Consider the following 20,238-nt stretch of genomic DNA (forward strand, 5'->3'; position numbering starts at 1 on the left):
CCGCCCGTTTGCGGCGGGCCGCTATCGGCCCTCGGGCCGTCTGATGACAAATCCCCGCTCGCGATCGCCGTCGAAGCCCGCTTTCAGGTAGAGCTGGTGCGCGCCGGTGCGTTGCTGCCCCGACAACAGCATCACCTTGTAACAGCCTTTGCGCCAGGCCAGCTGCAGCGCGTACTCAATCATGGCGAGCGCCACGCCGTGGCCGCGGTAGGGCTCCGCTGTCACCACGTGTTCGATGACGCCGAACGGCTGCGCCTGATGCGCCAGCCCCGGGATCAGCGCCAGCATGCAGGTGGCGATCGGGTGATCTTCTTTCACCGCCACCACCAGACGGATCGCCGGATCGTCCAACAGGCGTTGCAGGGTACGGCGCGCATCGTCGGCGCGCAGCGGCGCGTCCTGCGGGCGCAGCTCGTGATACAAGGCTAACAGGCCGTTGAGATCGTCCGGCTGCGCCAGGCGATGAATGATGCTCATGGTTGCTCCTTTCCGCCGCTTCAACGGTAATCCGCTATCCTCCATTAATACCACAACGTTTGCCGGAGGGGATGTTATGAGCCAGGTTTCGACCTTTGTCATGTTCCAGAGAGAGGCGCAGCGGGCGATCGATCTCTACAGCCAGGTGTTCGAGCGTTTTCGGCTCATGCAGGTGCAGCATTACGATCCGACGCCGGACGGCCGGCGGTTGATCAAGCATGCGTCCATCGATTTTGATCGGCAGAACCTGGTGTTTACCGATAGCCCGATCAGCCATGACTTCAGCTTTACCCCGGCGGTGTCGCTGTTCATCAACCTGCCTAACGAAGAAGCGTTGGAGCGGGCGTTCCACCGGCTGGCGGAGGGCGGCAAGGTGCTGATGCCGCTCGATGACTACGGATTCAGCGCCCGTTTCGGTTGGCTCAACGATCGTTTCGGCCTTTCCTGGCAGCTCAATGTGCCGGCGGGCGATCTGCCCTGAGCTCAGCGCGCGGCGTGCAAAAGGGATGGTAGTGCCTACTGTTGTTTCATATGCTTATCGGCATGGCGGCAGGGCTCTCTGCCGTAGGAAATACCGACAACATCATGGAAAGGTGCGCTTTGATTGATTTTGACCGCTATGTTGAGCAAGCGAAGTCTTACGGCGAGTGGCCGGGCGGGCATGTGGACATGTCGTCCGGTTGCGTCGAGGGGTTGAGCTATCGTCTGTATCGGCACGCAGCCGAGAGTGAAGACGCGATCGTGGTTTATCACGGCGGCGGGGTGAACAGCGCTGCCGGGTATGACGTCCTGGCGCGCCAGCTGGCCGCCGAGCCAACGCTCGTGGTGTGCCTGGTGGATATCCGCGGACATGGCGATTCCACGGGAGAGCGGGGGACGGTTGAGCGGCCTGAGCGTATTTGGCGCGATGTCGATGTCATCCTGGCGGAAATGCGCCGCCGGTTTCCGTTGGCGCGCAGGCACCTGCTGGGCCATTCGAGCGGCGCCGGCATGTTGCTCAACTACCTGACCCGTTACCCTGGCGAACAGCAGGCGGACAGCCTGATCATGCTGGCGCCCGAGCTGGGGCCATTTTCCGGGATGGCCCGCGATCTGGCGGCGACGGCCCGTTTTGCGCAGGTGCGACAATGGCCGTTTGTCGCCAATGCGCTCAGCGGCGGGCGCTGGTTTGGGCACGTTCGGGCGGTCAGCCTGAATTTTCCCCCGGCTGTGCTGGCCGCCGCCCCCGATTTTGTCTGCCAATACAGCGTCAATATGGCTAACGCGTTGACGCCTCGCGCCCCGGCCAGGCAACTGGCGGCGCTGCGATTACCGACCTTGCTGCTGGCGGCAGCGCAGGATGAGTTGTTCAATGCGCAAGCGATGCAGCGCTTCGTCGAGCAGCATGGCAACGCCCAAACCGCCTTTGGTTTGCTTGAAGGCAGCACGCACCTATCGTGCGTATTTGATGCCCATCGCCTTGTCCTTCAACATATCTCGCGTGCGGCCGCTACCGGATCCGATGAGGGGCCGGCGGGCGAGGGGGCTTAACGTCGGCGCGGGGCGGCCATTGATGGCCTGGCGTTTTCCTCTCTCATCCTATATCCCTGCATGGCGCTTAACCGCTATGCTAAACAAATAATAAATGTGAATGTAAAAGGATGAATCATTTTGGCAGGAAGTAGCTTACTCACTCTCATCGACGACATCGCCTCATTGCTGGACGATGTCTCTTTAATGAGCAAGATGGCGGCGAAAAAAACCGCCGGGGTGCTGGGGGACGATCTGGCGCTCAACGCGCAGCAGGTCACCGGCGTTAAAGCCGACCGCGAGCTGCCGGTGGTGTGGAGCGTCGCCAAAGGCTCGCTGATCAACAAGGCGATCCTGGTGCCGTTGGCGCTGCTGATCAGCGCCTTCGCGCCCTGGGCGATTACGCCGCTGCTGATGGTGGGCGGTGCCTACCTGTGTTACGAAGGGTTCGAAAAGGTGTTCCACAGCCTGAGCCCCGGCAAGGCGGCGCAGGAGGAGACATCGGACGGGCCCGGCGCCAATGAGGACGCCGCGGCCTATGAAAAGCGCAAGGTGAAGGGGGCGATACGCACCGATTTTGTGCTGTCCGCCGAGATTATCGCCATCACCTTGGGCACGGTCGCCGGCGCCACCTTTAGCCAGCAGGTGATCGTCTTGTGCGGCATCGCCGTCGTGATGACGCTCGGTGTGTACGGCATTGTCGCCGGCATCGTCCGCCTGGACGATCTGGGGCTGTATCTGAGCCGCAAACGCAGCGCGGTGGCGCGCTCCCTCGGCGGCGGCATCGTGCGCGCCGCGCCTTATTTGATGAAAACGCTGTCGATCGTCGGCACTGTCGCCATGTTTATGGTCGGTGGCGGTATTCTGACCCACGGTTTGCCGCCGGTGCATCATCTGTTCGAAGACTGGGCCTCGTACACCACTGTGGTGCCGACGTTTGGCCATCTTTTGCAGGGGGTGATCCCGGCGCTGTTGAACGTGGCGTTCGGGCTGGTGGCCGGCGGTGTCGTGCTGGCGGTGGTGTCGGCGCTGGGCGCCGTGCGCGCGCGTTTCAAGGCTTGATGAAAAGTCTCGCCCCGGGAGGGGCGGGACGTATCAGACGAATTAAAAGATCAGTTTGAGAACGCCGGTAATCGTCAACAAACCCACGATGAAGATGATGGCGACAATCCACAGAATAATTTTCATTGGCTTCTTCCTTACCGGTTAAAGGTGGGGCGCGATTGGCGCTAACTTAATGAAATCATTCTTCACTATAGACGCTATCTCTCTATCGTGCGTCGTCATGCCTTCACGGGCGCCGCTTGTCGCCCGCGCCCAGCGCGCGCTGCATAATCTGCGTGTCGCGCCATTCCCCCAGCTTGAACCCCACCGCTTTTAACGTCCCTGCACTGGTGAAGCCGAGTGACTGATGCAAGGCCAATGAGCCGCGGTTGGCGGCGGAATCGCCGACGATCGCCAGCATCTGGCGCCAGGGGCCTTGTTCGCAGCGGGCGATCAAGGCGCTCAGAAGCGCGCTGCCGATGCCTTTACCCTGTTCCCCTTCGGCGATGTACACCGAGTCTTCCACGGTAAAGCGGTAAGCCGGCCGGGGGCGATAAGGCGTGGCATAACAGTAACCCACAATGACGCCTGCGCTTTTCGCCACCAGCCAGGGCAGGCCGGCCTCCCGCACCTTGCTCAGGCGCAACTGCATTTCCGCCAGCGTCGGCGGCTGCTCTTCAAATGAGGCCGCGCCGTACAGCACGTGCTGGGTGTAAATACGCAGCACGGCGGCCATATCGTCCGGTGTGGCGTCAAGAAGGCTGAGTACGGGGGCGGAGAGCGTTGTCACGTGTCTGTTTACCTTGAAAATCAGCGGATAAACGCCATTATGCGCGCTGCTCGTCGCCGGGATAAATCGGGTTTTCTTATGGTGAGATAAGAAAAGGCGATGATGAGCGGGAAGGGGCTCTTTGGGGAGAGCCCCTGAGGCGGTTTGCCTGGCATTACCAGCCTTTAACCGCGCCGCCGTTGAAGATTTTTTCGGCGGCTTTGGCCACTTCGTCCGACTCATAGGCCTTGATGAAGTTCTGCACGTTCGGCGCGTCCTTGTTGTCTTCGCGAGTGACGATGATATTGGTGTACGGCGAGTCTTTATCTTCGATGAAGATGCCGTCTTTGGTCGGCGACAGGCCGGTTTGGTTGATGTAGGTGGTGCTGATGACGGCGACGGTGACCTTCGGATCGTCCAGCACATGCGGCAACTGCGCGCCTTCCAGCTCCATGATCTGGTAATGATGCGGGTTGGCGCTGATATCCAGCGCGGTAGGCAGCAACCCTTTGCCAGGCTTCAGGCTAATCAGCCCGGTTTTTTCCAGCAGCAGCAGGGCGCGTCCCAGGTTGGTCGGATCGAGCGGAATGGCGATCACCGCCCCGTCCGGCAACTCTCTCAGCGATTTTATCTTTTTGGAGTAGCCGGCCATCGGGAAGACGAAGGTATTGCCGACCGCCACCAGCTTATAGCCGTGATCTTTGTTTTGCTGTTCGAGGAACGGGCGGTGCTGGAACACATTGGCGTCCAGTTCGCCTTTGTCGGTGGCGTCGTTCGGCAGCAGCGAGCCGCTGAAACCGACCAGTTCGACGTCCAGCCCGTATTTCTCTTTCGCCACCTGCCTGGCGACTTCCGCCACGTCCTGTTCCGCGCCGTTGATGACGCCGACTTTGATATGGTTTTGGTCGGTTTTTTGATCGCAGCCCTGAAGCGCCAAGACGGCGGCGAAGGCCGCCGCCAGAGGGGTGATACGCCAGCGTAAGGTCATCGAACTCTCCCTGAAAAGAACAATAAAATCAGTTGGTTTTTGTTCTTACAGCTAAGCCTGAACCGCCGATGAAGTCAAACGCTCGTTCAGCATAAACGGCTATAGCTTATAGCCGTTATGCGATGGGGGATTATCGGCTGAGCGAACGCAGCACCACGATACCCGGCGTGGCCATCACGTAATCCATAAAGGGCGAATCGACGACCTGCATGTTGGCCTTGCGCGATGAGGCGTTGCGCAGCACCGGGCCGTTGTCGGTCATGACGAAGATGCCGGTATGGGTCACGTCCAGCCCGGCGAGGTTGGTGTAAATGCCGATGTAGTCGCCGGTGCGCAGCTGGGCCAGCACCTTGTCGTCGACGCGGTCGCTGGGAATGTAGGTCACGCTGCGCTGCACGACGGGCAAGCCGGGCAGGTAGCTGCCGCCGTCGGCTTTCTGATTGAGGTTTTTCACCAGGCTGACGGCGTGCGGGCTGAGCTGGGCGGTGATGTCTTCGGCCACTTTTTTCGGCCGCTGCGCCCAGTCGGTGAAGAAGTGTTTGCGCTGCGGGAAGGCGATTTTGCCGTCGACATAGCGGATGTCCACCAGGCGCTGAACGAACTCGGCTTCGCTGCGGGCGGTGCTGAGCGCTTCGACATAATCGATGTAGGTGAAGCAATCCAGCCCGCGGAAGTCGATCACCAACTGCTCGGGCGTGCTTTGCGAACCGATCAGGCGGTTGGCGAGATAGGGCGTGCCGAGGAATTCGCGCGAAATCAAATCGACGGTGCGGCCATGCGGCTGCGCGGCGGGCCAACCGGCGCGTAGCGCGAGGATCTCACGCAGCTTGCTGCGGGTGCTGTCATCCATCTGCGGTTGCAGGTTCGGCGGTGAAACGGCGGCGTCGGTCGGCGGCGTTGCGGGAGTGACGGCGGTGGGGCGATCGGCGCATCCGCTCATGGCGATAGCTAACATCAGTAAAACAGCCTTGTTCTTGTTCATACGGCCCTCCATGGGTGTCGCTGGTTTATCAGAGTAAGTGATAACAGTTCTCATCCGATGGTAGGGGTTAAAAAGTAAACATAACCTCAATGGCAATCGATAAATCAGTAACCGATTTCGCTATTGAACGGCAAATACCAGAACAGCGCGATTTCGTGATCGGCGATCTCCGGTTCGGCGCGGTACAGCAAGCGATCGATGCCGCCGAGGATAAACCCATAGTGCTGGTAGCAGCGGCAGGCCGCCAGGTTGTTGTTCTGCGTTTCGAGCATCATACCTGAGGTTTCCTGCTGCCGCGCCCACTGTTTGGCGCAGTCCAGCAGCGCCCCGGCGATGCCCTGGCGGCGCGCGTCAGCGCTGACGGCGATCTCGTCGATCAGGGTGTAGCCGTTCCAGTTTTTGCTCAGCGTGATGTGGCCAACGGCGTCGTTCTGGCGATAAGCCAGGAAGGTCACGCTGTCTTCGTTGGCGAACGGCGCCAGGGGATAGCGTTTGCGAAACGGCGCCACCGGGCGGGTTGGCCAGCTGTCCACCGGGCTGTCGAACTGCGGCAGGGCGTAACAGGCGATGGTGAAGCTGAAATCGCCGCGGGCCAGATAATCGTCGGGCAACGTCTCAATGGCCGCGATGCGGATGGCCGGGTTCATTACGGCAGCTCCCGCAGCAGACGCGCCGGGTTGCCGGCGTAGATCCCCTTGCGGGTGATGTCGCGGGTCACGACCGCCCCGGCGCCGATCACCGCGTCGCTACAGATCGTCACCGCCAGGATCGTGGCGCCGGAACCGATGGACACCCGATCGCCGATGCAGGTGCGCCCCCAGCTGGCCGGATCGGCGTTGGGCGCGCCGTCCCGGAACAGATCGTTGGCGAAGGTGACGCCGTGGCCGACAAAGCACGCTTCGCCGAGGGTAACGTATTCGCAGATAAAGCTGTGCGACTGAATTTTACTGCGCGCGCCGATGCTGACGTGGCGCTGGATCTCGACGAACGGGCCGACGAAGACATCGTCGCCGAGCCGGCAGCCGTAAAGATTGCAGGGTTCTACCACGGTGACGTTGCGCCCGGCGTCGACGTCGACGATCCCCGCCTGGCGGGTGATGATAGCGGATGACATAACCTTCCTCACAGCCTGGGTTTAATGGGGGGAGTATAAGACAAAGCGCCGCGCCTTTCGCTTTCCGCACGTTTTTTCGCCAAAAGACTATAATTAGTACAGGGGAGAGAGCCCCGTGGCCGCAATCCTCGCACGGGTAGCTGTCCGTCAGAGGTGTGAAATTCGTTCGCCGATCGCGGCCTACGGCGAGATAGGAGGTGTCTCATGGTCAGTCATGTTTGGGGACTTCTGGCGCATCCCAGCGCCGAGTTCGAACAGATCAAAAGCGAGAATGAAAGCGTCTCGCACCTATACACCCATCACGTGTTGCTCTTGGCAGCAATCCCGGTGGTCTGCGCCTTTATCGGCACCACCCAGTTGGGCTGGCTCTCCGGCGAGGGACATGCCATCAGGCTCGACATGTTTACCGCGTTTTATACCGCCGTGGCGTTCTACCTGCTGATGCTGGCAGGCGTAGCGGCCATGGGGAAAGTCATTCACTGGATGGCGCGGCGTTATGAATCGCGCCCAAGCCTGCACCGCTGCATGGTGTTCGCCGGCTACGTGGCGACCCCGATGTTCCTCAGCGGGGTAGTGGCGCTTTATCCGGTCGTCTGGCTGTGTCTGTTTGTCGGCATTATCGGCCTGTGCTATTCGGGCTATCTGCTGAATCTGGGGATCCCGCACTTCCTGAATATCGACAGTAAGGAAGGGTTCATCTTCTCCAGCTCGACCTTCGCCATCGGCATTCTGTTGCTCGAGCTGCTGCTTGGGGTGACGGTGCTGCTGTGGGGGTACGGTTCCTGGTTGTTCTGAGTTAACGGTTGTTGTTATCGCCCCCGCGCCGGTGGAACGGCGCGGGGGCTTTTGTTTTTAGGCTATGCGCGGCGGAAAACCAGCATCACGCCGAGCACGATGCCCACCATGCCCAGCAGGCTCAGCGCGGCCAGCGCGTGGCCGAGCAGCAGATAATCCAGCAGGGCGGTGACCGCCGGGATCAGGTAGAACAGGCTGGTCACCTGCACCAGGTTGCCGCGCTGGATCAGCCGATACAGCAAGAACGTCGCCAGCACCGAGATCACCACCGCCATCCACAGCAGCGGCAGCACGAACTCAGGCTTCCATTCGACCCGCAGCGGCTCAAACGGCAGCGCCAACGCACACATCAACAGCCCGACGGCATACTGCAGCGGAAACACCGCCAGCGGCGGCTGCGTCATGCCCTTTTGCAGCAGGGTGCCGGCGGTCATGCAGCCCAAGGCGATAAAGGCGAACAGCATGCCGCTCAGCGAGAAATGGGCCACCATCAGGCTTTGGTACATCACCAGCGTCAGCCCCGCCAACGCCAGCGCCAACCCGAGCGCGCGCAGCCCGGCGCAGCGCCGTTCGGTAATGAACTGGGTCAGGATCGGCTGTACGCCAAGCAGCGTGGCCAGCACGCCGGGGGTAATGCCCCGTTCGAGGGCCAGCAGATAGCAGATCTGATAGCTGCCGATCATCAGCACGCCGATCAACGCTACGCGCCGGCGGGTGCCGGCGGCGGGCAGGCACTGGCGCTGCCACAGGCCGATGGCCAACAGCACCGCCAGCGCGATGGCGCAGCGGAAGAACAGAAAAGCGAAGGCGGAGGCGTGCTCCAACCCCCAACGGGAGAAGATCGCGCCGCTGCTCCAAAGCAGGACGAACAGCGTAGCCAGGCCGGCATTGGCCCAGAGAGAAGGTAATCGCATATCAATTTCACCTGTCGTGAAAATTACAGGCTCCGGCGCGCGCGGCGGTCTACGCCTGAACGCAACAAATCAACATAAGCCGGAGGTAAAAAGTCGGTGTGGCTTAGCGCACGACCACAATGCGTGGCGGGTAAGCGGCAACCGCGGAAACGACAGAGAAAACGGCGGGTGGAGCGGAGGAAGCACACAGCAAAACGACGGCCGGAACGGTCGCGTTTGTCGGATCTGTGCTGTGCGCCAGGTAGGTCATGTGAGTTCCTGAAAACCGTGAATGAAACCAATCGCTTCAAACATAGCCAAGTTCAGCGGGGCGCGCAACCGAAAATCACAGAAGCGTAAATGATAATGAAAACCATTATCATTAAATTGAAGGTGTGCTATGTTGCTGCAAAAACGCAGTTTTAACGCCAGCGCGAAGCGCAAGGGGGTAGGCTCCCCGCCGCCGTTTCCCGTCATGCGTGCGGCAAGAGACTTTACGATTCGTTTTTGCAGAGGGCGCGCAATCGTGATAAAAATATTGAAATGTTATAATATAACAATTAATGCATGATGAATTCAGCTCACGACATCCTCCATGTTGATGGGGTTAGCCTGACCGGCCACGGCGGGGCCTCGATACTCGACAACATCCATTTCACGCTGCGCGCCGGTGAGAAGCTGGCGGTGATCGGCCCTAACGGCAGCGGCAAATCCAGCCTGTTGCGCACGCTGATCGGCGAAACGCGGCCGGACAGCGGCGAGATTTACTGGCGAGGGCGCGCTTTGTCCGGCTTGTCGGCGGCGGAACGCGCCAGAAGCATCGCCTTTCTGGCGCAAAACGATCTGCCGGATTTGCGGCTGTCGCTGGAGGACTATGTGGCGTTAGGGCGTTTGCCGCATGGCGAACGGCCCGCGGCGGGAAAACGCATCGTTGACGAGATCATCGGGGAAACCGGTCTGGCGCCGCTCAGGCACCACCCGTTGGGGCGGCTCTCGGGCGGCCAGCGTCAACGCGCTGCGTTGGCCCGGGCGTTGGCGCAGTCTCCCGACCTGTTGTTGTTGGATGAGCCGACCAATCACCTCGATCCCCCCGGGCGTTCGGCGCTGCTGTCGTTAGTAAAACATAAAGCCATCGCCGTGATTGCGGTGCTGCATGACCTGCCCGTGGCGGAGGCGTTCGCCGATCGGATCCTAGTGCTCAACGAAAGCCGCCAGGTGGCCTGCGGCTCGCCCGCGGCGGTGTTGCAAACCCCGGTAATTCTGCCGGTGTTCGGCATGCACAGTTTCAGCGTGGCGCATCCCGTCAGCGGGAAAACGCTGCGTATTTTTGAAGTTCCCCATTGCGCTTGATAAACCAGAGAGAAACATGAACATACGCGTATTCCCCTTGCTCCTGCTGTTGGCCGGCGGAGCGGCAGCGGCCGAAAAATTTCCCGTCACCGTAGAAAGCTGCGGGAAGCCGATCACCTTCAATCAGGCGCCGCAGCGCGCCGTCATCAACGACATCAATATGGCCGAGATGGCCTTTGCGCTTCATCTGCAGGATCGGATCGTCGGGCTGACCGGCATCACCGGCTGGTACAAATTGACGCCTGATTTCAAGGCGGCGATGGGCGCCATTCCCGAACTGGCGCCGAAGTATCCCGCTCTGGAAACGTTGCTGGCGGCGCAGCCGGACTTTTTCTTCGCCGGCTGGAATTACGGCATGAAGATCGGCGGCGACGTCACGCCGGAGACGCTCGCGCCGTTCGGCATCAAAACGCTGGTGCTGAGCGAGAGCTGCGTACAGGCCGGCGGCCGGCCGCAGAAGGCCGATATGAACCTGCTGTATGACGATGAGCTGAAGCTCGGCAAGATTTTCGGTAAGCAGCGAGAGGCCGCCGCGCTGGTTGAGGGCTGGCGCCGCCGGTTAGCCGCGCTGCCCGCCAGACCGGCGGGTCAGGCGCCGCTCAAGGTGTTCGTGTATGACTCGGGAGAAGAGAAGCCTTTTACCAGCGGTAAATACGCCATGCCGACGGCGATTGTCGAAGCGGCGGGCGGCCGCAACGTGATGGACGGTTTGGCGGCGAGCTGGACGACGGCATCCTGGGAGGCGGTGGCGGCGGCGGAACCCGACTTCATCATTCTGCTGGATTACCAGACCGGGTCAGGCGCCGAGGCGCTGCGGCGTTTCCTCGAGTCTCATCCGTTGATGAAGTTGACGCCTGCGGTACGGCACCATCGTTATCTGAAACTGCAGTATGCGGAGCTGACGCCGGGGCCGGCCAATATCGGTGCGGTGGAAAAGCTGGCGCGGGCGCTGTACGCGCCGGAGGCTGAATGAACTCGCTGACACGGCGGTTTATGGTGCTCGCGCCGCTGGCGATGTTGACGTTGTGCGGATTAATGGTCTGGAGCCTGCAATTGGGCAGCGTCGCGCTGTCATGGCGGCAGGCGTTGGCGGCGTTAGGGATAGGTTCGGCGCCGCTTTCCGGCATGCTGGACACTATCGTCGTGCAACTGCGCGTGCCTCGGGCCTTGTTGGCGGCGTTGACCGGCGCCGGGCTGGCGATGACCGGCGCGCTGCTGCAGACCACCACCCGCAATGAGCTGGCCGATCCTTTTTTGTTTGGGCTCTCCTCCGGCGCCGCCGCCGGCGCGGTGCTGGTCATCACGCGCTTCGGCGATGCGCTGGGGGCGCTGACGTTGCCGCTGTCCGCTTTCGTCGGCGGCATTCTGTCCGCGTTGGCGGTGATGATCCTGTTTCGCGTCAGCCGGGTCAGGCGCGCCGAGCAGCTTATCGTCTGCGGCCTGGCGGTCTCATTTTTGTTCAGCGCGCTCACCAGCTATCTGGTTTTTTCCGGCGATCAGCGGGCGGCCGGTTCAGTGTTGTTCTGGTCGCTGGGCGGCTTGGGGTTGGCGCGTTGGGATAATCTGTTCATTCCGCTGGTAAGTTTCGCGCTGCTGGCCGGGTTTACGGCGCTGCGTTGGCGGGCGCTGGACGCGCTGCTGGCGGGTGAGCAAACCGCCCATTCGATGGGCGTCAACGTGGCGCGCCTGCGCACCGAGACCTTTCTGTGCTGCGCATTGTCTACAGCGTTTCTCGTTTCGCTGACGGGCGTGATCGGTTTTGTCGGGCTGATGGTGCCTTATCTGGCCCGGCGCCTGGTGGGCGTGCGCCACCGCTTGTCCGTGCCGATGTGCGGCCTGCTGGGGGCGATGCTGCTGACCGGCGGCGACATGCTCAGCCGCAGCCTGATCCCCAATCAGGAGCTGCCCATCGGCATCATTACGGCGGGGCTGGGGGGCGCGTTCATCGTCTCCTTGCTGCTGCGCGCGGAGCGGTGAACGCCGCCCTGTCTCAATAGAGTTCCAGGTGCAGCCGCTGCTGTTCAATCAGCGTCTGCCACAGGTTTTCCGCCCCGCAGGCTTGCTCCAGCGCCGTCGCCACGGCATGTTCCAGATACTGACGATTGCCGCACAGGTAGACATGCGCGCCCCGTTGCAGCAGGCCGCTGACGGCATCGGCGTGATCGTCGATGGCGTGTTGCACGTAATACTTGTCGGCGGCGTCGCGCGAGAATGCCGTGATGAGCCGTGTGAGTACGCCCGTCGCGTTCAGCGTGACCAACTCCTCGCCATACAGGAAGTCTTCATCGCGCCTTTTCTCACCGAAGATCAGGACGGTTTCACGCCGTTCGCCTTGGGCGGCCATTTCGCGCAGTAAGCCAATCAACGGTGCGATGCCGGTACCGGTACCGATAAGCAGCACCGGCAAGGCGGTGTCGCGCGGCAGGTAAAAGCCGGGGTTGGCGCGGCAGAAGAGGCGGAAAGGGCCGGGGTGCTTGAGCAGCCAGCCGGTCGCCGTGCCGCGCCGCGTGCGGCCGCCGCGTTCATAACGCACGTCGCGCACGCACAGATCAAGGCTCTCTTCCCGCGTTGCCGAAGCGATGGAGTAGGCGCGCGGCAGGCAAATGGGCAGCAGCGCCAACAGGTTCTCCAGCGTGATCGCGTGCGGCGGGCAAAAATCGTGCAGCACGTCCAGCAGATCGGCGCCGTACAGATAACTCTCCAGGGATTTGCGCTGACGGATCTTGAGCAGGCTTTTGAGCTCTTCGCTGTCGGCCAACTGCGCCAGTTCGCGCAGCGTCGTTTTGCTGATCTGGCGCAGCTCCCGGCGCCGCAGCGCGTCGATGGCCTCCGGCCTGCCGAGCCACTCTGCCAGCCGGATCAATAATCCTTCGTCGTTCTCCGGCAACAGATAGACGGTATCCCCTGCCCGGTAAACGATGCCGCTGCCGGCGATATTCAGCCGCAGATGCCAGGCTTGCGGCGTGCGTGCGCTAAGCGGCCGCCGTTCGAGGAGGGCGGCGTTGAACGCATGGTCTTCACCGTAGGCGGTCACGCGCAGATGCAAATCGCGGCCCGCCTGGGCATCGCCGGCCAGCACCTTATCCAGCGTCGTTAGCCAAGTGGTGAAGAACCGTTCGACGTTAACGTCGGCGTCAACGCGATTGATGATGGCACGGGCGCCGTATTGCGTCAGGCGCGCATCCAGCGCCTGGGTAAACCCGCAGAAATGCGGGTAAGCGGTGTCGCCGAGACCGAAGATGGCATAGCGCAACCGGTGGCGATCCGGCCATTGCGCCAGCGCGTCGGGAAAACGTTCGGCGTTGGCGGGCGGTTCACCGTCGCCAAATGAGCTCGAGACAATCAACAGGGCGTCGCATTCGCCCACATCGGTAGGCTGGATGGCGTTGAGTTCTTTAACGACGGGGCGGTAGGGTTGCAGGCTGCTTTGCTCGCCCAGACGCATCGCCAGCGCCCGGGCGTTGCCCGACTCCGAACCGTAACCAATCAGGATGCGTTCGATGATGTCGGCCATAGCGGTTACTTGTCGTAGTGGTTGTCGAACTGTTCTTTGGCGAATTCCACCGATTCGAAGTCGGTCATCAGATCGTTAATTACGCGGCGGATGCTGATATAAGCCTCGATATTGCCTTGGGCGTCATACAGCGGTTGCACCGTGGTGTCGACCACGTACAGCACGCCGCCCTTGCCGACGTTCGGGATGATGCCGGTCCAGATGCCGCCCGCCTTGATGGTGTCCCACATTGCTTTGTAAACGGCTTTCGGCACGGAAGGGTGACGCACGATGCTGTGGGGCTGGCCCACCAGCTCTTCCCGGGAAAAGCCGGTCAGTTGGCAGAACAGGTCGTTGACGTAGGTGATGGTGCCCTGCAGATCGGTGGTGGAGATCACCATCACTTTATCGAGCGCGGCCAACAGCTGGGCGGAATCGAGGGTCTGACTCATGGTAGGTTCCTTCTCATTAAGTTCGCGGTGAATGCCACGGCGGATGTCATGTATCCGTCACGACAGCTTTGTAATTAATTCTCATTTGCGATGAATGGTAATCGGGAATTTTATAAGTTGCAATAAGAATGCATCTTTATGGGCGCAAAGATCTCGACGAGGCGGGCAGGGGCGGTGAGGCCCGCGCCGGGTGGGCGGCGGGCCAATCGTGCGGCGTTTAGCGGGGGGCTTCGGCCCAGCCTTTGCGTTTGCTGGTTTTGCCGATGCCGGGGTTGAAGCTGTTGGTCGGATCGGCGGTGCGGTAGAACGCTTGCAGATCCGGTTTGGCGTGGTACAGGTGGCCGACGTTATGCTCCGCCGGGTACTCGGCGCCGCGCCGGTTGAGGATCTCGAGCATCTTTTCTTTCAGTGCATGGCTGTCCACGCCTTTTTTCACCACGTAGTCCTGGTGGAAGACGTGGCACATAAAGTGGCCGTAATACAGCTTATGCACCAACTGACTGTCGATTTCCGGCGGCAGCGTTTCGAACCAGTCGGTGTCGTTGCGGCGCAGGGCGATGTCCAGCGCCAGAATATCCTCCACCTTGTCGGCGTGCACCGCGTGGTAGCGCACGGCGGCGCCGGCGGCGGCGAAGCGGTGCAGGAAAGCCTTTTTGCCCTCGTCAGGCGTGCAGGCGAAGAAGGCACCTTCGGCCTGGGCGAAATAGTCGGTCAGGTAGCGCTGGGCCTCTTCCACGCCGGGGCCGGCCATCTTCAGCAGCAGATGGTGTTCGAAACGTTCGCGGTATTCCTTCATGCGTTTCGGCAGGTGGCTCGGCGCCAGATGGCTCAGGCCCTGCATCAGCCGATCGGTCAGGTTGTGCGGCAGCAGCGGCAGCTTGTTGAGGCTGGCGTCCATTCGGCCCTTCAGGGTGAAGAAGCGCGGCATCTGATCGGTGCCGAGCTTGTCGATCATCATGAAGGTGTCTTTGCCGTACACCTCGGCGATGTCGAAGATATCGCGGTGCATGTATTCACCGGCCACCGGCAGGTTTTCGAACTGGCTCAGCATGTGGCGGCGCAGTTCGGTCAGCACCGCGGTGTCGTTGGTGCCGATATAGAACACCTGCTCTTTGCCCTCTTTCTCGAAGGTGTCGAGCCGCACCGCGAACACCGCCAGTTTGCCGGCGCAGCCGGAGGCTTCGTACAGGCGGCGTTTGTCGGCGTTGAAGCGGGAAGGGGTGTCGGCGTCGACGTCGCGCACCCGGCTGGCGTACTCGTTATCCGAGGCGCGCAGCTCGCCGTATTCGACGTCGCTCGGGCGATAGTCGCCTTTTTCCAGCCGGGTGAGGATCTCTTCCGGCGTGTCGCCAAGCCGGATGCCCAGATGGTTCACCAGGCGCAGCTGGCCGTCTTCCCCTAACTGGGCGTACAGCGCCATTTCGGTATAGGCCGGGCCGCGTTTCACCAGCGAGCCGCCGGAGTTGTTGCACACGCCGCCGATAACAGAGGCGCCGATGCAGGAAGAGCCGATCACCGAATGCGGTTCACGGCCGTAGGGCTTGAGCAATTTCTCGAGGTGGTGCAGGGTGCTGCCGGGGAAGCCGACCACCTGCTTGCCGTTGTCCAGCACCTGAATATGGTCGAGGCGCAGGGTGCTGACGATGACGATATCGCGATCATAGTCGTTGCCGCTGGGGGTTGAGCCCTCGGTCAGGCCGGTGTTGGCGGCCTGCATGATGACGATTTTATCGGCGGCCACGCAGGCCTGCAGAATGCGCCACAGCTGCAGCAGGCTAGTGGGAAACACCACCGCCAGCGCCTGGCCTTCGCCGGAGCGGAACCCTTTGCGATACCGTTCGGTGTTGCGATCGCCGGTCAACAACTGCGGGCCGCCGACGATGTCCTTAAGCTGGTTGAGAAACGCCTGATTGCCTGACTGCATGCTGCCTGTCTCCCTGTCATCCCCGTCGCTTTAACCGCGGCGCCGGAGTGCCGCGTAGTCAGCTAAGAGGCTATCAATTAAATAACTTATCAAGCCATTAGCTTATTAAGCTAATGGCTTGCGGATTTAGTAGCGTTCGGCGTAACCGGCCCGACGCTCTTCGTCGCGCAGCGTCAGGATTTCCACGCCGTCGGCGGTGACCGCTACGGTGTGTTCCCACTGCGCCGACAGTTTTTTGTCGCGCGTCACCACCGTCCAGCCGTCTTTCTTCTGCTTGATGCGGCGGTCACCCTGATTGATCATCGGCTCGATGGTGAACACCATGCCTTCCTGCAGCGCCATGCCGCTGCCGGGTTGGCCGTAGTGCAGCACCGCCGGCTCTTCGTGCATGTCGCGGCCGATGCCGTGGCCGCAATACTCCCGCACGATGCTGTAGCCGGCCTGCTCGGCGTGGCGCTGGATGGCGTGGCCGATATCCCCCAGGGTCGCGCCCGGTTTCACCGCGCGAATGCCCTGCCACATCGATTCATAGACGTTGTTCACCAGCCGTTTAGCCAGCGGCGTCACCTGGCCGATGCAGTACATCTTGCTGGAGTCGGCGATGTAGCCGCCGTTTTCCAGCGTGATGTCCACGTTGACAATCATGCCGGAACGCAGGATTTTGCTGGCCGACGGCACCCCGTGGCACACCACGTCGTCTACGGAGGTGTTGAGCACATAGGGGAAATCATACTGCCCCTTGCTGGCCGGGCGCGACTTCAGTTCTTCGACGATAAACGCCTCGGCGCGGTCGTTAATCTCCATGGTGGAGATGCCTTCGACGATGACCTCATCGAGCATAGCAAACACTTTAGCCAGCAGAGCGCCGGAATGGCGCATTTTGGCAATCTCTTCCGGCGTTTTAATCACAATCTGTTTCACCCGACAATCTCCTTCAGCGTCAGCGCATTATCTTTCATCATTTTTTTTACCAGTTGCGGGTAGGTCAGTTCCGGATGGAACTCCGCCAGCATGCCGATCTTGATCCAGTACTCGGCCTGCGCGTTGATCGAACGCGTCATGGTCAGGCTGGCGAGGCGCAGATCGTCATGCAGCGCGTCCGAAATTTTTACGATGCCCATCGGCGTCTCCATAAATGAACGATATACGAAGTGTATACGCTTTGGATGGTCGCGATGTGGCATTCTGTGGCGTAAGAAGATTCTGGCAACAACGATTGCCGCCGCCAGGCAATGCGTTTATTGTGATGAACGACTTTTTTGCCATGATTTTTCAGAAGGATTTAAGGCGTGACTAAACTACGTGTTGGGGTGATTTTTGGCGGTAAATCGGCGGAGCATGAGGTGTCGCTGCAGTCGGCCAAAAACATTGTGGATGCAATCGACAAAGAGAAGTTTGACGTCACGCTGCTGGGGATCGACAAACAGGGGCAGTGGCACATCAACGACGCCTCCAACTACCTGCTCAACGCCGAGAACCCGGCGCTGATCGCGCTGAACCGCTCGAACAAGAACGTGGCGCTGATCCCGGGCCAGGAAAAACAGCAGCTGATCGAAGCGGGCAGCGCCGGCGCGCTGGGCCAGCTCGACGTCATCTTCCCGATCGTGCACGGCACGCTGGGGGAAGACGGCTCGCTGCAGGGGCTGCTGCGCATGGCCAATATGCCGTTCGTCGGCGCCGGCGTGCTCGGCTCGGCGGTCAGCATGGATAAAGACGTGACCAAACGCCTGCTGCGCGACGCCGGGCTGGCGGTGGCGCCGTTCGTCACCCTGACGCGCGCCAACCGCGCCGGGTTCACGTTTGAGCAACTGAGCGAGCGCCTCGGCCTGCCGCTGTTCGTCAAGCCGGCCAACCAGGGCTCGTCGGTCGGGGTCAGCAAGGTGGAGAACCGCGCCGAGTTTGACGCGGCGGTGGCACTGGCCTTCAGCTTCGATCACAAAGTGCTGGTGGAGTCGGCGATCGTCGGCCGCGAGATCGAGTGCGCGGTGCTGGGGAACGACGATCCGCAGGCCAGCGTGTGCGGCGAGATCGTGCTGAGCGACGCTTTCTACTCCTACGACACCAAATACATCAATGAGCAGGGCGCTCAGGTGGTGGTGCCGGCGGCGATCGCGCCGGAAGTGAGCGACCACATCCGTGAGGTGGCGCTGAAGGCGTTCCGCGCGCTGGAGTGCTTCGGGTTGGCGCGGGTGGATGTGTTCCTGACGCCGGATAACCAGGTGGTGATCAACGAGATCAACACGCTGCCGGGCTTCACCAACATCAGCATGTATCCCAAGCTGTGGGCCGCCAGCGGCGTCAGCTACCAGGCGCTGATCACGCGCCTGATCGAATTGGCGCTGGAGCGCCACCAGCAGGATCGCGCGCTGAACAGTTCGGTGTTCGATCGCTAAACGCGGCAGGGGGCGGCGGTGCCGCCCCCGTCCATCACTTCACCGTCACGTCGATATCGCCGAAATACTTCTTCGACAGCGCCGTCACCGTGCCTTGTTGTTTCACTTTGGCGATGGCGGCATCCAGTTTCTTCTTCAGCGCCTCATCCCCTTTACGCAGGCCGAAGGCGATGCCTTCACCGAGGATCTTGTCGTCGCGCACCGCCTCGCCGACGAAGGCGAAGCCTTTGCCGTCCGGCTGTGACAGGAAGCCGCTTTGCCCCGAGGGCGCCATCACCAGCGTGGCGTCGAGCCGACCGGCCGCCAGATCGAGATACACCTGATTCTGATCCTGGTAAGACACCACATCCACGCCCGCCGGCGCCCAATGGGTTTTGGCGTAAATCTCCTGAATTGAGCCTTGCAGCACGCCCACGTGTTTGCCCGCCAGCGCTTTGGCGTCCGGCAGCAGGCCGCTGTCGGCCTTGGCGATCAGGCGGTTCGGCACTTGATAGATGGCGTCGGTAAAGGCGATCGCCTGGCGCCGCTGTTCGGTCACGTTCATCGCCGAGTTGATGGCGTCGAACTTGCGCGCCTGCAGCGCCGGGATCAGGCTGTCGAACGAGGTTTCCACCCAGCTGCATTGCAACTGCGCGGCGGCGCACACCGCGTCGCCCAGTTCAATGTCGAACCCTTCCAGTTTGCCGCTGGCGGATTTGGATTCGAACGGCGGATACAGCGCTTCCAGACCGAAGCGCAGGCTGTTTTCCGCCGCCAAAGAAGAGCCGGCGGCCAGCAGGCATCCGGCGGCGAACAGCGTTTTCAAAGCTTTCATAGGCAGTGCCCCTTTCCCATGGTCGGACAAAAAATTACACCTGGCTCAGGCGGCGCGCGCCTTCCAGCAGGGTCTCGTTATCTTTGGAAAAACTCAGCCGAATAAGGCCGGTATCGGTGCCGTCGCTGTAGAACGCCGACAGCGGGATCGTCGCCACCTTCGCTTCGCGGATCAAGCGCACGGCGAAATCATTGTCGCTTTCGTGACTGAAGCCGCTAAAACGGGCCAGCATGAAGAAGCTGCCGCGGCTGGGCAGCAGCTCAAAGCGCGAATCCTGCAGGGCGCTGGCCAGCAGATCGCGCTTTTGTTGGTAAAACGCCGCCAGCCCCAGGTAACTCTGCGGGTTGGCGAGCGCGGCGGCGAAGGCGTGCTGCATTGGCGTATCGGCGGAGAACACCATGAACTGGTGCACCTTGCGGATCTCGTCCATCAACGCCGCCGGCGCCAGGCAATAGCCGACGCGCCAGCCGGTGACGTGGTAGGTTTTACCGAACGACGACACGATCACGCTGCGTTCCGCCAACTGCGGGTAGCGCGCCATGCTGTGGTGAATATCGCCGTCGAACACCACGTGCTCGTAGACCTCGTCGGACAGGATCACGATGTCGGTGTCGCGGGTCAGGGCGGCCAGGCGGTCGATATCCTGCGCGTCGAACACCGCGCCGGTCGGGTTGTGCGGCGTGTTGACGATGATCATGCGCGTTTTGCCGTTGATGGCGGCGGCCACTTCGTCCCAGTCGACGCGAAAGTCCTGCAGCGACAGTTTGATCGCCACCGGCGTGGCGCCCTGCAGGCGCACGATCGGCGCATAGCTGTCGAACGCCGGTTCGAAATAGATCACCTCGTCGCCGGGATGCACCAGCGCGCTGATCGCCGAGTACAGCCCTTCGCTGGCGCTGGCGATCACCGTGATTTCTTCGTCGGCGTCATAGTGCGCGCCATACAATCGTTCAGCTTTTTCCGCCAGAGCAGCACGTAACGCCGCCACGCCGCTCATCGGCGCGTATTGGTTATGACCTGCGCGCATGGCTTGCGCCGTTGCCTCGATCAGCTGCGGGTCACCTGCGAAGTTGGGCGCGCCCTGCGACAGGTTGAGGGCCTGATGTTCGGCGCTGAGTTGGCCAATAACGGTGAAGATGGTGGTGCCGACGTCCGGCAGCTTCGAGCGGGATGAGCAGGCGCTCTGCATGATGGGCTCCAGGCAAACAGGGAAGTGTTGAGCGATTAAGCATCAGGCGGCG

Annotated in this window: 23 protein-coding genes; 8 read left to right on the forward strand and 15 right to left on the reverse strand. The window is 61.4% G+C overall.

The window, feature by feature from the left end:
- Positions 1-21: 21 nt before the first annotated feature.
- Complete coding sequence (locus tag ACJ8IP_RS12100) at positions 22-477, reverse strand: GNAT family N-acetyltransferase (RefSeq protein ID WP_072628132.1); 456 nt, start codon at positions 475-477, stop codon at positions 22-24.
- 76 nt (positions 478-553) lie between these two features.
- On the opposite strand from ACJ8IP_RS12100, the gene ACJ8IP_RS12105 reads away from it, so the two are divergent.
- The 3 genes from ACJ8IP_RS12105 to ACJ8IP_RS12115 all read left to right on the forward strand — a co-directional run bounded on the left by ACJ8IP_RS12105 (position 554) and on the right by ACJ8IP_RS12115 (position 3,048).
- Positions 554-958: a VOC family protein gene (locus tag ACJ8IP_RS12105; protein ID WP_072628131.1), complete on the forward strand. Its 405-nt coding sequence runs from the start codon at positions 554-556 to the stop codon at positions 956-958.
- A gap of 119 nt (positions 959-1,077) precedes the next feature.
- A complete protein-coding gene (locus tag ACJ8IP_RS12110; protein WP_239507477.1) occupies positions 1,078-2,007 on the forward strand; it encodes an alpha/beta fold hydrolase in 930 nt (309 codons plus the stop codon).
- 120 nt (positions 2,008-2,127) lie between these two features.
- The gene (locus ACJ8IP_RS12115; RefSeq protein ID WP_033642270.1) at positions 2,128-3,048 is read left to right on the forward strand and encodes a DUF808 domain-containing protein; all 921 of its coding nucleotides are present in this window, start codon (positions 2,128-2,130) and stop codon (positions 3,046-3,048) included.
- Positions 3,049-3,090: 42 nt separating this feature from the next.
- Here ACJ8IP_RS12115 and ACJ8IP_RS12120 read toward each other — a convergent pair whose 3' ends face one another.
- From ACJ8IP_RS12120 to ACJ8IP_RS12145, 6 genes are all read right to left on the reverse strand, one after another.
- The gene (locus ACJ8IP_RS12120; RefSeq protein ID WP_016928643.1) at positions 3,091-3,174 is read right to left on the reverse strand and encodes a membrane protein; all 84 of its coding nucleotides are present in this window, start codon (positions 3,172-3,174) and stop codon (positions 3,091-3,093) included.
- Between the two features lie 103 nt (positions 3,175-3,277).
- Positions 3,278-3,820 carry a GNAT family N-acetyltransferase gene (locus ACJ8IP_RS12125; RefSeq protein ID WP_164107162.1) on the reverse strand — a complete coding sequence of 181 codons (543 nt, stop codon included), beginning with the start codon at positions 3,818-3,820 and terminating at the stop codon, positions 3,278-3,280.
- Positions 3,821-3,974: 154 nt separating this feature from the next.
- Complete coding sequence (locus tag ACJ8IP_RS12130) at positions 3,975-4,787, reverse strand: MetQ/NlpA family lipoprotein (protein WP_072628126.1); 813 nt, start codon at positions 4,785-4,787, stop codon at positions 3,975-3,977.
- Between the two features lie 130 nt (positions 4,788-4,917).
- A complete protein-coding gene (locus tag ACJ8IP_RS12135; RefSeq protein WP_033642273.1) occupies positions 4,918-5,769 on the reverse strand; it encodes a DUF1460 domain-containing protein in 852 nt (283 codons plus the stop codon).
- A gap of 104 nt (positions 5,770-5,873) precedes the next feature.
- Complete coding sequence (locus tag ACJ8IP_RS12140; RefSeq protein ID WP_033652386.1) at positions 5,874-6,416, reverse strand: GNAT family N-acetyltransferase; 543 nt, start codon at positions 6,414-6,416, stop codon at positions 5,874-5,876.
- Positions 6,416-6,883: an acyltransferase gene (locus ACJ8IP_RS12145; RefSeq protein WP_069100124.1), complete on the reverse strand. Its 468-nt coding sequence runs from the start codon at positions 6,881-6,883 to the stop codon at positions 6,416-6,418. Before ACJ8IP_RS12145 ends, ACJ8IP_RS12140 begins: the two co-directional genes overlap by 1 nt.
- A gap of 204 nt (positions 6,884-7,087) precedes the next feature.
- On the opposite strand from ACJ8IP_RS12145, the gene ACJ8IP_RS12150 reads away from it, so the two are divergent.
- Positions 7,088-7,678: a Yip1 family protein gene (locus tag ACJ8IP_RS12150; protein WP_019453944.1), complete on the forward strand. Its 591-nt coding sequence runs from the start codon at positions 7,088-7,090 to the stop codon at positions 7,676-7,678.
- Between the two features lie 62 nt (positions 7,679-7,740).
- Here the strand turns inward: ACJ8IP_RS12150 and ACJ8IP_RS12155 are convergent, their stop codons facing one another.
- Positions 7,741-8,592: a DMT family transporter gene (locus ACJ8IP_RS12155; protein ID WP_442524405.1), complete on the reverse strand. Its 852-nt coding sequence runs from the start codon at positions 8,590-8,592 to the stop codon at positions 7,741-7,743.
- 546 nt (positions 8,593-9,138) lie between these two features.
- Here ACJ8IP_RS12155 and ACJ8IP_RS12160 point away from each other — a divergent pair.
- From ACJ8IP_RS12160 to ACJ8IP_RS12170, 3 genes are read left to right on the forward strand one after another with little or no spacing between them, the layout of a single operon-like run.
- Entirely contained in the window at positions 9,139-9,921 is a 783-nt protein-coding gene (locus ACJ8IP_RS12160; RefSeq protein WP_232095495.1) for an ABC transporter ATP-binding protein, read from the forward strand.
- Between the two features lie 16 nt (positions 9,922-9,937).
- Positions 9,938-10,894: an ABC transporter substrate-binding protein gene (locus ACJ8IP_RS12165; RefSeq protein WP_042783910.1), complete on the forward strand. Its 957-nt coding sequence runs from the start codon at positions 9,938-9,940 to the stop codon at positions 10,892-10,894.
- A complete protein-coding gene (locus ACJ8IP_RS12170; RefSeq protein WP_147837735.1) occupies positions 10,891-11,898 on the forward strand; it encodes a FecCD family ABC transporter permease in 1,008 nt (335 codons plus the stop codon). Before ACJ8IP_RS12165 ends, ACJ8IP_RS12170 begins: the two co-directional genes overlap by 4 nt.
- Before the next feature lie 13 nt (positions 11,899-11,911).
- Here ACJ8IP_RS12170 and ACJ8IP_RS12175 read toward each other — a convergent pair whose 3' ends face one another.
- The 5 genes from ACJ8IP_RS12175 to ACJ8IP_RS12195 form a co-directional block, all read right to left on the reverse strand.
- Positions 11,912-13,435 carry a flavodoxin domain-containing protein gene (locus ACJ8IP_RS12175; protein WP_164107159.1) on the reverse strand — a complete coding sequence of 508 codons (1,524 nt, stop codon included), beginning with the start codon at positions 13,433-13,435 and terminating at the stop codon, positions 11,912-11,914.
- A gap of 5 nt (positions 13,436-13,440) precedes the next feature.
- The gene (locus tag ACJ8IP_RS12180) at positions 13,441-13,866 is read right to left on the reverse strand and encodes a PAS domain-containing protein (protein WP_023447580.1); all 426 of its coding nucleotides are present in this window, start codon (positions 13,864-13,866) and stop codon (positions 13,441-13,443) included.
- A gap of 217 nt (positions 13,867-14,083) precedes the next feature.
- Positions 14,084-15,790, reverse strand: a complete 1,707-nt coding sequence (gene dld / locus ACJ8IP_RS12185; RefSeq protein WP_033652392.1) for a D-lactate dehydrogenase — start codon at positions 15,788-15,790, stop codon at positions 14,084-14,086.
- Between the two features lie 126 nt (positions 15,791-15,916).
- On the reverse strand, positions 15,917-16,711 hold the full coding sequence (gene map, locus ACJ8IP_RS12190) for a type I methionyl aminopeptidase (RefSeq protein WP_033642282.1): 795 nt from the start codon (positions 16,709-16,711) through the stop codon (positions 15,917-15,919).
- Entirely contained in the window at positions 16,708-16,911 is a 204-nt protein-coding gene (locus ACJ8IP_RS12195; RefSeq protein WP_006324220.1) for a ParD-like family protein, read from the reverse strand. The genes map and ACJ8IP_RS12195 overlap by 4 nt, the downstream gene beginning before the upstream one ends.
- A gap of 168 nt (positions 16,912-17,079) precedes the next feature.
- Here ACJ8IP_RS12195 and ddlA point away from each other — a divergent pair, with 168 nt between their 5' ends.
- The gene (ddlA, locus tag ACJ8IP_RS12200) at positions 17,080-18,183 is read left to right on the forward strand and encodes a D-alanine--D-alanine ligase (protein WP_015377061.1); all 1,104 of its coding nucleotides are present in this window, start codon (positions 17,080-17,082) and stop codon (positions 18,181-18,183) included.
- Between the two features lie 34 nt (positions 18,184-18,217).
- On the opposite strand, the gene ACJ8IP_RS12205 is transcribed toward ddlA, so the two are convergent.
- Positions 18,218-18,997: an ABC transporter substrate-binding protein gene (locus ACJ8IP_RS12205; protein WP_033633826.1), complete on the reverse strand. Its 780-nt coding sequence runs from the start codon at positions 18,995-18,997 to the stop codon at positions 18,218-18,220.
- A 34-nt stretch (positions 18,998-19,031) separates the two neighbouring features.
- Positions 19,032-20,186: a pyridoxal phosphate-dependent aminotransferase gene (locus ACJ8IP_RS12210; protein ID WP_108680311.1), complete on the reverse strand. Its 1,155-nt coding sequence runs from the start codon at positions 20,184-20,186 to the stop codon at positions 19,032-19,034.
- Positions 20,187-20,238 lie beyond the last annotated feature (52 nt).

It is taken from the genome of Serratia sp. CY52157, assembly GCF_052168495.1.
Taxonomy (GTDB): Bacteria; Pseudomonadota; Gammaproteobacteria; order Enterobacterales; family Enterobacteriaceae; genus Serratia; species Serratia ureilytica.